At 45.7% G+C, this 12,917-nt stretch carries 12 protein-coding genes and 1 tRNA gene; 10 read left to right on the top strand and 3 right to left on the bottom strand.

Features of this window, described 5'->3' with window-relative positions:
* Window positions 1-61: 61 nt before the first annotated feature.
* The 10 genes from pglE to Q0372_RS04160 all read left to right on the top strand — a co-directional run bounded on the left by pglE (window position 62) and on the right by Q0372_RS04160 (window position 10,345).
* Window positions 62-1,159, top strand: a complete 1,098-nt coding sequence (pglE, locus tag Q0372_RS04205) for a UDP-N-acetylbacillosamine transaminase (protein WP_298103024.1) — start codon at window positions 62-64, stop codon at window positions 1,157-1,159.
* The gene (locus Q0372_RS04200) at window positions 1,159-2,964 is read left to right on the top strand and encodes a nucleoside-diphosphate sugar epimerase/dehydratase (RefSeq protein ID WP_298103022.1); all 1,806 of its coding nucleotides are present in this window, start codon (window positions 1,159-1,161) and stop codon (window positions 2,962-2,964) included. Before pglE ends, Q0372_RS04200 begins: the two co-directional genes overlap by 1 nt.
* Window positions 2,961-3,623: an imidazole glycerol phosphate synthase subunit HisH gene (hisH, locus tag Q0372_RS04195; RefSeq protein ID WP_298102947.1), complete on the top strand. Its 663-nt coding sequence runs from the start codon at window positions 2,961-2,963 to the stop codon at window positions 3,621-3,623. The genes Q0372_RS04200 and hisH overlap by 4 nt, the downstream gene beginning before the upstream one ends.
* A complete protein-coding gene (gene hisA, locus Q0372_RS04190) occupies window positions 3,623-4,330 on the top strand; it encodes a 1-(5-phosphoribosyl)-5-[(5-phosphoribosylamino)methylideneamino]imidazole-4-carboxamide isomerase (protein ID WP_298102944.1) in 708 nt (235 codons plus the stop codon). The genes hisH and hisA overlap by 1 nt, the downstream gene beginning before the upstream one ends.
* Window positions 4,331-4,408: 78 nt before the next feature.
* Window positions 4,409-5,272: a 50S ribosomal protein L11 methyltransferase gene (locus tag Q0372_RS04185; protein WP_298102941.1), complete on the top strand. Its 864-nt coding sequence runs from the start codon at window positions 4,409-4,411 to the stop codon at window positions 5,270-5,272.
* The gene (ftsH, locus tag Q0372_RS04180; RefSeq protein WP_297917014.1) at window positions 5,269-7,218 is read left to right on the top strand and encodes an ATP-dependent zinc metalloprotease FtsH; all 1,950 of its coding nucleotides are present in this window, start codon (window positions 5,269-5,271) and stop codon (window positions 7,216-7,218) included. The genes Q0372_RS04185 and ftsH overlap by 4 nt, the downstream gene beginning before the upstream one ends.
* 127 nt (window positions 7,219-7,345) lie before the next feature.
* Complete coding sequence (gene pssA, locus Q0372_RS04175) at window positions 7,346-8,095, top strand: CDP-diacylglycerol--serine O-phosphatidyltransferase (protein ID WP_297905032.1); 750 nt, start codon at window positions 7,346-7,348, stop codon at window positions 8,093-8,095.
* An 85-nt stretch (window positions 8,096-8,180) separates the two neighbouring features.
* Window positions 8,181-9,695, top strand: a complete 1,515-nt coding sequence (locus Q0372_RS04170; RefSeq protein ID WP_298102938.1) for a 2-isopropylmalate synthase — start codon at window positions 8,181-8,183, stop codon at window positions 9,693-9,695.
* A 156-nt stretch (window positions 9,696-9,851) separates the two neighbouring features.
* Window positions 9,852-10,190: an ATP synthase F0 subunit C gene (gene atpE / locus Q0372_RS04165; protein WP_298102935.1), complete on the top strand. Its 339-nt coding sequence runs from the start codon at window positions 9,852-9,854 to the stop codon at window positions 10,188-10,190.
* 70 nt (window positions 10,191-10,260) lie between these two features.
* A tRNA-Leu gene (locus tag Q0372_RS04160) sits at window positions 10,261-10,345 on the top strand.
* Window positions 10,346-10,390: 45 nt separating this feature from the next.
* Here the strand turns inward: Q0372_RS04160 and Q0372_RS04155 are convergent.
* From Q0372_RS04155 to Q0372_RS04145, 3 genes are all read right to left on the bottom strand, one after another.
* Window positions 10,391-11,206, bottom strand: coding sequence for a hypothetical protein (locus Q0372_RS04155; RefSeq protein ID WP_298102929.1), 816 nt, complete (start codon window positions 11,204-11,206; stop codon window positions 10,391-10,393).
* A gap of 158 nt (window positions 11,207-11,364) precedes the next feature.
* Window positions 11,365-11,991 (bottom strand): hypothetical protein, encoded by a 627-nt coding sequence (locus tag Q0372_RS04150; protein WP_298102925.1) that lies wholly within the window; start codon window positions 11,989-11,991, stop codon window positions 11,365-11,367.
* An 11-nt stretch (window positions 11,992-12,002) separates the two neighbouring features.
* Complete coding sequence (locus tag Q0372_RS04145) at window positions 12,003-12,668, bottom strand: hypothetical protein (protein WP_298102922.1); 666 nt, start codon at window positions 12,666-12,668, stop codon at window positions 12,003-12,005.
* Between the last annotated feature and the right edge of the window lie 249 nt (window positions 12,669-12,917).

Below are 12,917 nucleotides of genomic sequence, written 5' to 3'. Positions count from 1 at the left end.
GAAAGCTAAATTTAGCCTTGCGACGCGCGAGGTTAAATTTAAAGATCAAGGAAGGATAGAGATGGCAAGAGTATTTTTGAGCCCGCCGAATATGGGTGGCGATGAGCTTGAGTATATAAAAAAGGTATTTGAGAGTAACTATATCGCGCCTTTGGGCGAATACGTTAATCGCTTTGAGGACGCAGTGAAGTCCTATACTGGCACGCGCGCTGCACTGGCACTAAACGCAGGCACGGCGGCGCTTCATCTAGCGCTTCGCTGCAGCGGCGTAAAGGACGGCGACGTGGTGCTTGGCTCCACGTTTACCTTCATGGCGTCGCTAAATCCGATATTTTACGAGCGCTGCGTGCCGGTGCTGATAGACAGCGACGAGAGTTGGAATTTAAGCCCGAAGCTGCTTAAAGAAGCGATCAAAAAATCGCCGAAAAAGCCAAATGTGCTCGTCGTTACGCATCTTTACGGACAGGCTGCGAAGATGGATGAAATATGCGAAATTTGCGCGAACGAAGGCATTGATGTTATCGAGGATGCCGCAGAGGCGCTGGGCGGATTTTATAAGGGTAAAGCATTAGGCGGTATCGGAAAATGCGGCGCGCTAAGCTTTAATGGCAATAAAATCATCACTACTTCAGGCGGCGGCATGCTGATCTCAGACGATGAGGAGCTAGTGGCTAAGGCTAGATTTTTAAGCACCCAGGCGCGCGAGCCGCTGCTTCACTACGAGCACAAGGACTACGGCTATAACTACCGCTTAAGCAACGTCTTAGGCGCTATCGGCGTAGGTCAGATGGAGGTCTTGCCGCAGCGCGTAAAGAGAAAACGCGAAATTTTTAAAATTTACGAGGATCTGTTTAGAGGCACCGACGTAGAGTTTATGCCCGAAGTAGAAGGCGGCGAGGGCAATAGATGGCTTACAACGCTATTATTTAAGAAAAAAGACGCTCATCTAAAGGTAATCGATGCGCTAAATAAAGCCGATATCGAATCTCGTCCGCTTTGGAAGCCGATGCATCTGCAAAGCATCTTCGCAGGCGCGCTTAGCGTAGTTGACGGCACGAGCGAGGATATGTTCAGTCGCGGCATCTGCCTTCCTAGCGGCACCGATATGAGCGACGAGACGATCGAACGCGTCGTAAAAATCGTAAAAGAAAACATTTGATGCTGTTAAAACCCACTAAATTTAGCCGCTTCGCGTTTTTTTTGCTAGGAGATATTTTTATCTCGATCCTCTCCGTTTATATCGCGTTTTTGCTGCGATTTAGCGGAGATATACCGAACGAATTTTATAAAGGCGCGCTGCTTAGCGCCTCGAGCCTTACTGCGATTAAAATTTTCTATTTTTGGTTTTTGCGGATCTATTTAGTTCCGTGGAGATTTTTCGGGCTATACGAAGCGAGGAAGCTCTTTTATGCGCACGTTATGGCAGCGCTTACCTTTTTGATCCTGTTTTTTCTAGCGAGTAAAATTTTTAACCCGTTCCCGCGCTCGGTCATCATCATTGATGCGGCGATCTCGTTTATTTTAATCGGTGGGATTAGAATTTCAAAGAGGATGTTTCTAAGCGAGAAGAAAAACATCACGAATAACGAGCCCTGCATCGTCGTGGGCGCTACAAGCAAGACCTTTCACGTCCTAAAAGGTATGCGGCAAAAATATATCAACTACTATCCCGTAGGCGTCGTGGACGGGCGGCCTGAGCTTGTGGGAACGTATTGCGAAAATTATGTCGTCAGAGCCAAGGGCGAAATTCCGCAGATGATCAAAGATAGCGGCGCCAAAACCGCAATCATCGCGCTGGCGCTGTATCCGGACGAGCTAAAGCAGCTTTACGACGAGCTTTTTGCGTACGGGCTAAAGGATATTAAGCTCTTTTCGCTTTTGGAGGATGAGAGCAAAAAGATCCGCGACGTATCGATCGAGGATCTGCTCGCTCGCAAGCCAAAAGACCTCGACACCAAGGCGATCGAAAATTTTATCAAAGACAAGATCGTGCTGGTAACGGGCGCGGGCGGCACGATAGGAAGCGAAATTTGTAAGCAATGCTTGAAATTCGGCGCAAAGCGTCTTATCATGGTCGAACACAGCGAGTTTAACCTCTACTCGATTAACGAAGCTACGGGCGCGGACGCGCGCAACGAGCTAAAGATGATAAACGTCGTTTATCGCCATGAGCTGGAGGAGGTTTTTGCAGAATTTCGTCCCGAGGTAGTCGTGCACGCAGCGGCGTATAAGCACGTGCCGCTATGCGAGTTTAACCCGCATCTAGCGGTCAAGAACAATGTCGTTGGCACGAAAAACGTAATCGATCTATCCAAAAAATATGGCGCGAAAAAGGTCGTTTTGATCTCGACCGATAAGGCGGTGCGACCGACGAACATTATGGGCACGACGAAGCGTATCTGCGAGCTTTACGCGCTAAATTCCAACGACGCGGCAAGCGATACGCAGATCGTCGCCGTGCGCTTCGGAAACGTGCTCGGCTCAAGCGGTAGCGTCATCCCTAAATTTAAACGCCAGATAGAAGCGAACGAGCCGCTTACCGTTACGCACCCCGAGATTACGAGATATTTTATGCTCGTTAGCGAGGCGTGCCAGCTCGTGCTTCAAGCCGCCTCCATCGCGCAGGGCGGCGAGCTTTTCGTGCTGGATATGGGCGAGCCCGTAAAGATCGCCGATCTTGCCAAGCGAATGCTGCAACTTGCCGGCAAGGAGGAGCTGGGTATTAAATTTGTAGGTCTGCGCCCCGGCGAGAAGCTTTACGAGGAGCTTCTGATCGACGAAAACGACAAGAGCACGAAGTATCAATCCATCTTCGTAACCCACTCCGCAAAATACGACCTGCAAGAGCTAAGCTCGCAGATCGAGGAGCTTAGCGAGTGCGAGGACGCGCAGGTCGCGGATAAGCTAAAGCGTATCGTGCCTGAGTTTTCGCATCGATTGAACGGTGCGAAGGAGCCTGCTTGATCGGTATCGTAGATTACGGCGCGGGCAATATCCAAAGCGTGATGAACGCGCTTAGCTTCTGCGGCGCTAAATTTTGCCTCGCGCGCAGCCCTGAGAAGCTTTTGAGCTGCGATAAAGCCCTGCTTCCGGGCGTGGGCGCATTCGGCGAGGCGATGGATAAGCTTCGCGCAAGCGGTATGGATGACGCGATTAAAGAGTTCGTCGCAAGCGGCAGATATTTTTTAGGCATCTGCCTGGGGATGCAGCTTCTGTTTGAGCAAAGCGAGGAATTCGGCGCACGCAGCGGGCTTGGAATTTTGCCCGGTCGCGTCGTGAAATTTGACAAAACGAAATTTAATATTCGGGGGGCGGAATCTGGCGAGCGCTGCGGGCAAAATTTTGCCTGCGCCGAAAACCTAAAGATCCCGCACGTCGGCTGGAACAGCGCGCATTTTATCAAGCACTCGCCGATAAATGCGGGCTTGGGCGAGTTTGAGTATCTGTATTTCGTGCACTCCTACCACGTCCTTTGCGCGCGCGAGATCACGCTTGCGAGCACGTTTTACGGCTATGAGTTTGCAAGCGCGATCTGGCGCGAAAACGTATTCGCCTTTCAGCCGCATCCCGAAAAAAGCCACGATGCGGGCATAAAAATCATTAAAAATTTTACGGAGCTGTGATGGAAATTTTCCCTGCGATCGATTTGAAACAAGGATACGCCGTGCGCCTTAGCAAGGGCGAGATGCAAAGCGCAAAAATTTATTCCAAAGACCCCTGCGAGCTAGCCAAAAAATTTGAAGATCTCGGCGCTAAGTGGCTGCATTTAGTTGATCTCGACGGCGCGTTTGCGGGCGAGGCGGTAAATTTCAAAGCGATCGAGCGGATCGTAAAAAGTACGAGTCTGCGCGTAGAAGTGGGCGGCGGTATCCGCGACGAAGCGCGCATAAAGGAGTATTTGAACTTAGGCGTCGATAGATTTATCCTGGGCTCGGCGGCGCTAAAAAACCCGGATTTCGTAAAGCAAATGGCGAAGCTTTACCGCATCGTCGTGGGCATAGACGCAAAAGAGGGGCTCGTAGCGACCGAGGGCTGGGCGGAGCTAAGCCGCGTAAAAGCGACCGATCTGGCGCGAGACTACGCGGACGCGGGCGTTTGCGCGATCATCTGCACCGACATATCGCGCGACGGTATGCTAAGCGGCGTAAACGTAGAATTTAGCCGCTCTATCGCGAAAGCTAGTGGTATCGACACTATCGCAAGCGGCGGCGTTAAAGATATAAACGACATAATCGCACTTAAAAACGCAGAGCTCATAGCAGGCGTCATCGTCGGCAAGGCGTATTACGAGGGCACGCTCGATCTTAAAAAGGCGTTTGAGACTCTATAAAAACGTCCGAGCGTAAGCAAAGTTTGAACTAAATTTCAGTAATATGCAAATTTTAAAATTTAAAGGCGATGTGAGGCGATGAAAGATTTTTTTTATGAGATGATCGTAAAAAGCGCGAATGCAAGCGAGCTTTTCAAGAGCTTTGCGTTCGAGCTCGGCGTTACCTGCGTCGAGGAGGATGGCGATCGCTTCATAATCCGCGACGAAGAGGATCTGCAAAATTTAAAATTTGCGTTTGAGGAGTTTAAAAAGGGGCTCGCGCGATCTCTCAATTTAGACGCCGATCTGCAGATCGAAATTTCAAAAAAGCCTAATATCGATTGGATCGAGCAGTATAGAAAAGGCGTCGCGCCCGTGGCGGTCGGTAAATTTTACGTCCGTCCGAGCTGGTGCGAAAGATCGCAAAATCCCGCGCTAATCGATCTGCTGATCGATCCTGCGCTGGCGTTCGGTTCAGGCCATCACGAAAGCACCAATATGTGTCTGGCGCTGCTTAGCGAGCTTACTTGCGCGGGCATGAGCGCGCTTGACGTGGGCTGCGGCAGCGGAATTTTAAGTATCGCGATGAAAAAACTGGGCGCAAAGGTAAGCGCCTGTGATACCGACGAGCAGGCGGTGACGGCTACGCAGCAAAACGCCGAGAAAAACGGCGTGCAGATCGATAAAATTTGGCTCGGCAGTGTTTCAAGCTTAAACGAGCAAAGCTCAAGCGCGGCCGCGCAGCCGCAGTTTGATCTAATCGTCGCAAATATAATCGCCGACGTGATTTTGATCCTAAGCGCGGATCTGAAAAAAGCGCTGAAACCGGGCGGCAAGCTCGTACTGTCGGGGATTTTAGAAAAATATAAAGATAGGATCGAGCAAGCTTTTTCGGATTTAAATTTCGTGCAGATGAAAAAGCAAAACGAATGGCTTAGCTTCGTTTATGAAAGGAAAATATGAACAACAACCAAAACAATCAACCCCCTCAAAACGGCGGTGGAAACAATTTTTTCAATAAAAATCCGATCGGCGTTTTTATAATTTTTGCGCTTATTTTGATAGTCGTGTTTAAAGCGATATCCCCAAGTGGTGGATTTGATAGCGGTGGAGTGCTGGGCTCCGTTTCAGGCGAGAGCAGAAACGTAACTTACTCCGAGCTAAAATCGCAGATCAAAAACTCCCAAGTAAGCATGGTTTCCATCGGAAGCTCCACGATTAAAGCGCAAGTCGGCAACGTAATCTACACCGCCAAGCGCGTGGATGATCCCGAGCTAGTTCAAATTTTAGAATCGCGCAAAATTCCATACGGCGCGTATAACGAGAGCAACTTTTTAACCGATCTGCTTTTTAGCTGGGTCTTGCCGCTCGTGATTTTCTTTGGAATTTGGATGTTTTTAGCCAATCGCATGCAGCGCAATATGGGCGGCGGCGTGCTCGGCATCGGAAGCTCTAAAAACCTGGTAAGCGCCGAAAAGCCAAAGGTTAAATTTAGTGATGTAGCGGGCGTCGAAGAGGCGAAAGAGGAAGTTAAGGAGATCGTAGATTTCTTAAAAAACCCCGAGCGATATATCAGCCTCGGGGCTAAAATTCCAAAAGGCGTGCTTTTAGTGGGCCCTCCCGGCACGGGTAAGACGCTGCTAGCCAAAGCGGTCGCGGGCGAAGCGGATGTGCCGTTTTTTTCGGTATCGGGCTCCAGCTTCATCGAGATGTTCGTAGGCGTGGGCGCCAGCAGGGTGCGCGATCTATTCGATAACGCTAAAAAGCAGGCTCCGGCAATCGTTTTTATCGACGAGATCGACGCGATCGGCAAAAGCAGAACCGCAGGCGGCATCGGCGGCGGTAACGACGAGCGCGAACAGACGCTAAATCAGCTACTTGCCGAGATGGACGGCTTCGGCTCGGAATCAAGCCCGGTAATCGTCCTTGCGGCTACCAACCGCCCGGAGACGCTGGATGCGGCGCTTCTGCGTCCGGGCAGATTCGATAGGCAGGTTCTGGTCGATAGACCCGATTTTGACGGCAGAATGGCGATTTTAAAGGTGCATATGCGCGACGTTAAATTTGCCCGCGACATCGATATCGAAGAGATCGCGCGCCTTACCGTGGGCTTTGCGGGAGCTGATCTTGCAAACATCATCAACGAAGCCGCGCTTTTAGCGGGTCGCGAGGCAAAGGCGGAGGTTGAGCAAAAAGACCTGCTCGAAGCGATCGAACGCGTCGGTATCGGACTGGCTAAAAAATCGCGCCGCGTAAGCCCGATCGAAAAGCGAATCGTCGCCTATCACGAAAGCGGCCATGCGCTCATCGCCGAGCTTACTAAAGGAGCGATGCCCGTATCTAAAGTAACTATCGTACCGCGCGGATTGAGCGCCGCGGGATACACGCTAAATTCGCCGTTTGAAAATAGATATCTGCATCAGCGCCATGAAATTTTTGCCGAGATCGATACGTTTTTGGCGGGGCGCGCGGCGGAGGACGTGTTTTTAGGTGAGATCACCGACGGCGCGGGCAACGATCTACAGCGCGCTACCGATATGCTTAAATTTATGGCTACTCAGGTCGGAATGACCGATGCACTCGGGCTTGCGGTGCTAGAAAAGCAGCAGTATTCCTTCCTAAACGGCGGACAGAGCATCAAGGATTACAGCGAGGTAACGGCGGTTAAGATCGACGAATATGTCCGCAAGACGCTGGATGAGCGCTACGCGGCGGTAAAAGAGACTCTAAGGACCTACGCTCCGGCGATTGAGGAGATGGTAAAGGCGCTGTATGAGAAGGAGACGGTCTCGGGCGAACAGATCGTGGAGATCATCTCTAAATTTGAAAAAGATAACGGCATGCCTACCCGGCTGGTGCGAAATTTAGGCGCTAACGACGATATCGAAAGCGCAAAGAGCGAGGCTTAAATTTAAAGCCTCGCGCAGAGCAAGAACTTAGGGCTAAATTTTAAGAAGGTCGCGCTAAAATGCTTTACGCGCGATCCACGGCACCGAATGAAAAGCGGTGTAAAAATAAAATTTTAAAGAGTAAGAGATGGAAGAGGAAAAGGGAAAACTAATCTACATATTGCCGAATTTTTTCACGGCGGCAAGTGCATTTTTGGCGGTTATCAGCATAATTTCTACGATCAAAGGCAACTTCAGCGCCGCGATCTTTTATATCATTTTATCCTTGATCTGCGATGGGCTTGACGGCCGCGTGGCTAGGCTAACGCATGCGACGTCGAAATTCGGCGTGGAATTTGACAGCCTTGCGGATATCGTGGCTTTCGGCGTTGCGCCGGCGCTGCTGTTTTATTGCGCGGTCGGGCACGATTACGGTAAGGTAGGCTCGCTCGTAGCCGCGCTTTACGTGGTCTTCGGCGCGATCAGGCTGGCGCGATTCAACGTCACCACGGGCACCTACGAGCCTAGCGTTTTTATCGGGCTGCCAATCCCTACGGCTGCGATTACGATGGCGTTTTGGATCGGAATTTATCTAAAATATGAGCTCTCCAAAGGATTTGGAGTATTTTTGATCATCGCAATGGCGGCGTTATCGTTTTTGATGGTAAGCAACATCCGCTTTCCGAGCTTTAAAAAGATCAGCCTAAAACGTCCCAATGCGATTAAAATTTTAGTGCTTCTAATCGTCGTGTTTTTCTCGCTTTTATATCTTTTCAGGCTGGAATTCCCGGCGGTGCTCACTTTGGTTTATATAGTTTACGGTTTAGTTCGCGGAGCTTTAAATTTAAGCGCGGCTAAATTTCATAAAAAAGACAAACCCGAGGAAACGGCGAAGTAATCTCAGATATGTTTATCGCCGCGATTGTTTTTAAGTTTGCGCGGCTATAATTTCGCCAAATTTTAACGCTTTGAAAGGATTTGTAATGGACAAAAATAAAATCATAATCTTCGATACTACGCTTCGTGACGGCGAGCAAAGCCCCGGAGCGTCGATGAATACGGATGAGAAGATCCATCTTGCGTTGCAGCTTGAAAAGCTGGGCGTAGATGTTATCGAGGCGGGTTTTGCAGCGGCGAGCCCCGGGGATTTTGACGCGATAGAAAAGATCGCCGGCGCCGTTAGCAAGGCTCGCGTCTGTTCGCTTGCGCGCGCTTTAGAAAAAGACATCAAGGCCGCAGGCGAAGCGATAAAGGGCGCGAAGCTCGGGCGCATCCACACCTTCATCGCCACAAGCCCCATCCATATGGAATTTAAACTTAAAATGCAGCCGCAAGAGGTCATAAAGCGCGCCGTAGAGTCTGTGCAATACGCCAAAAGCCTATGCGATGACGTGGAGTTTAGTTGCGAGGATGCGTGCAGAAGCGATATGGGTTTTTTAAAAGAGATCTGCGACGCCGCGATAAGCGCCGGAGCCTCCACCATAAATATCCCCGATACGGTGGGCTATCTCTATCCGGATGAGATCACTGCGCGCATAGGCGAGCTCATTAAGCTTATCGGCGAGCGCGCCGTAGTTTCGGTGCACAACCACAACGACTTGGGAATGGCTACCGTAAATTCCTTGGCTGCCATCTTGGCAGGAGCCAGACAGGTCGAGTGCACGATAAACGGTATCGGCGAGCGCGCGGGCAACGCGGCGCTAGAGGAGATCGTAATGGCGATCAAGACGCGCACAGATAAATTTGCGCCGCTTTATACCGATATAAATTTGAAAGAAATTTATCCATCCAGCCGCTTGGTTGCGAGCATTACCGGCATCGAGCCGCAGCCTAATAAAGCGATCGTCGGCAAAAACGCCTTCGCGCATGAAAGCGGTATCCACCAAGACGGCGTGCTAAAGCACAAAGAAACCTACGAGATAATGCGCGCCGAAGATATCGGGCTTGATAAAAACTCGCTCGTGCTGGGCAAGCACAGCGGCCGTCACGCCTTTAAAGACAAGCTGGTATCTTTGGGCTATGAGCTTAGTAACGAGCAGATCGAGATCGCGTTTAATAAATTTAAAGCGCTCGCCGATAGCAAAAAGGACGTTTTCGACGAGGATATTAGAGAGCTCGTAAACGACGAGTTCGTGGGGGCTGAGAAGACCTACGAAGTGCTAGTTTTAAGCTCCAATAGCTGCAACAAAGGACACGCTAGCACCGCGCTTACGCTAAGGTATAAGGATGAAATTTTAAGCGATAGTGCGCTTGGAAACGGCGGCGTGGATGCGATATTTAAGGCGATAGATCGTATCAGCGGTATCAGCGGCAGCCTGAAGGATTATCAAGTAAAGGCGGTCTCACAGGGTAAAGACGCACTGGCGAAAGTAACCGTCAAGGTGGAATTTGCGGACGAGGGCGCCATCATCGGCAGAGGGCTTGACGTAGATACGATGCTGGCGTCTGCGAAGGCCTACGTTGCGGCGCTAAATACATATCTGGACGCTAAGCGCTAAGATGTCGGCGTGCTCGGCGGGATTTGTTAAATTTAGCGCAAATTCCGCCAAATTAAACAAATCAAAAGCAAAATTTTAATAATATTTTGCTCTTGAAACGGTGGAGTAGGGGTATTGATCCGAAACTCGTTTTAAAATTTATTTATGGAGACTTTTATGAAAAAAGTTCTTGTATTGTTATTTGCGCTTTGCGGCGCGGCTTTTGCTAGCGAGCAGCTAAGTGCTTACACTCAGATCGTTTCTTATTCTGCGATCACGGTCGGTATCGTTTTAGGATTGGCTGCCTTCGGTGGCGCTATGGGTATGGGAAATGCCGCTAACGCGACAATTACCGGTATTGCTAGAAACCCGAGCGTAGCTAGCAAACTATCGACTACGATGTATATTTCGCTTGCGATGATCGAAGCGCAGGTTATCTATGCGCTAGTTATTGCCTTCATCTTGCTTTTTGCTAACCCTTTCGTAACAGAAGGTCTTACGGCTGCTGCAAAATAATCCCAAGCCCGAGAAATCGGGCTTTAAAATTATATAATTCAAGGCTTGAGATTAAGCTTTAAAAATTTATGCGACCGTGGTGGAATTGGTAGACACGCTATCTTGAGGGGGTAGTGCCGCAAGGTGTACGAGTTCAAGTCTCGTCGGTCGCACCATCTATTAAAATTTTCCTTATTTTTTGGTTTTATTAAATTTTGTTACTAAAAAATTGAATACCTTTTCGGTAAATTATCTATGTTTATACCTTGTTGCAAAAAATATTTTTTGACTTCTTTATAAATTTCATCGTTATATAAATAAATCATAAAATATCTACCTGAAACTGGTGTAGCATACATAGATACCGTAAAAACTTCATTTGATATTCTTATAAAAGGTAAGGCTGTAAAACCTTTCAAATTTTTATTTCTGAATAAGTAAAAAATAAATTTGAATGTTAAATTTACAAAATAAAATAAAATCAAGGGTAATAATAACTTACCACCATCGATAATTAGTGAAAGTATTATTATAAAATATACCAGTATATGAAATTTCTCTGTTTTAACACAGGAATTAGCAAAAAATGTTCTAGCTAATTCGTCCTCTAATATTTTACATTGTCTTTTTAATTTTCCATAATCATAAAATTCTATATAGCGATTTGTGAATTTTATTTTATGATTTTTAAATTTGAATTTTTGAAAAATTGCGACAATAACAATGTAAGTTATAGGGATTAAACTAAACCAAAAAAATACTTTATCTTCAATAGTTCCATAATCCCATAAATTTTCTAATAATCCAAAAAGTATTAGGCAAGAAATAAAAGATGAACTAAGCAATGTTAAAACGAAAAACTCTTCATAGCTTTGTATGATAAGCGGATTTTCATCATAATCCCTAAAATTCGGATTATTTTGTTTTTGATTTTCAAGCCATTGTTGATATTTTTGCTCTTTGATTTGAGCTTGTTGTATTTTTGCTTCTGCGTTTTTTCTTAACTGCTCGGCTCGTTGTTTTATATCGTTTTCCAAATCAACCCTTTTTATAAAATTTCATTGTACATTCAATCTTGGTCAGTATCGTTTGATACTGAATTTATTAAATTTACAAATTTAAACTCACTTTACAAATTCACACAATTAGTAAATTTAAATTTGCAAATTTGATATTTGGATCTGTTTGATCTGAATTAGCCCTCAGTTAAACCCAAAGAATATAGCAGTCTTTTTTCTGCTTTGTCTAACTCGTTTATTGTGTTTATAGTGGCTGTATGGGCTGATTTGTCGAAAGAAAATTCTTCGCTTGTTATATAATCTTTGATACTAAATTCTCTTGGTTTTGTAACTTTGTTATCTAAAACAATACCATCGAATTTATTGTCATTTTTAATATTGATTAATTCTTGTTCCAAAAAAGCACCAAAGCTCATATCGTTTGCGGAAGTTATCCAAGTAACACCTAATACTACTGCACCAACACCGACTGCACCCCAGCCGACAGGATTTGAACCAAAGAAAGCGACATACGCACTAGAAGCCAAAGCACTAACAGCCAAGTCTTGCACCACATCACCGGCTCCCCTTGCGATAGCTTCGTCCCACTCTTTTTTCCCAGCAGCCGCATCAACGATAGGAATAACCATATTTAGCCCACCTGATTTGATTTTTACATAGTTATCAAAAACCTTAACATTATCAGGATCGGCTAAAACATTTACAGGAATTCCTTTTATGAAATCGATTGTATCCGAAGTAGGCTTGACATACCAAGCAATGTCTTGATTTGAATTGTTAGAAGTATTGTTATCTTCTGGCATGATTTTTTCTCCTATTTATAGAATTCGTAGTTTTTATCTAAATTTTCGATTTGTAAATTAAAATTTTGTAGTAAATATTCATTTACTAGTTTATAGTCTTGCTTTGTCATCAAATAGATATTTACGGCATTTTTTTGATTGTCATAAAAAACTATGGTGCAAAAGAATATAAATTTATAATCTTTGTTAATTAACAAGGCAAATAATTTTACTAAACAAGCAAACAAATTTGATAAAATCAAAAAAAATCCCGCAATAACAAAACCAAATGGTGCAAAAATTTTTTGAACCGAGTTATCTGGTATCTTACCAATCATAGGATAAATACTTTTTTTAACCCAAACAATATTTTGTTTTGCTACCGTCGTATCTCGTTTATCCCAATAAATTTTATCATTATATAAATATACTTTTTCGGGTTTTCTAAATTTTCTAATAAAATCAATAAAAGCCCAAATATTGACTATTGGAAATGCTACAACTACAGAGCTAAATCTTGGATTTCTCATTTCATTTTTTAAAATTTTAAAAAACTCGCCACTATTCCAATCGACAACACCAGTAAAAAATACAATATAAATCATTATAGTGTTACATACAAGCAAAAATGTAAAACCATACATTATCATTATAAAGTTATTTTTAATGATGAGCGGAGCTTTATCATAATCTCTCATTTTAATCCCTTTTAAAAAATTTCTCTCATTGCAAGAATTTATTTAAATTTCCACAATGCCCACAACCTTGTCATTGCGAGACCACGAAATGGTCGAAACAATCCAGCAATGAGGCGTTTTGAATTTGCAAATTTGCTTTAATAAACGGTTTCTCCGTTTCGCAATGATGCTTTAATGCAAAATTCAAATCTCGTCAGTATCGTTTGATACCGAATTTATTAAATTTACAAATTTAAACTCACTTTACAA

Source organism: uncultured Campylobacter sp., assembly GCF_937997405.1.
In the GTDB taxonomy this organism is placed as follows: domain Bacteria; phylum Campylobacterota; class Campylobacteria; order Campylobacterales; family Campylobacteraceae; genus Campylobacter_B.
This window is presented reverse-complemented; position numbering and strand designations above follow the sequence as displayed.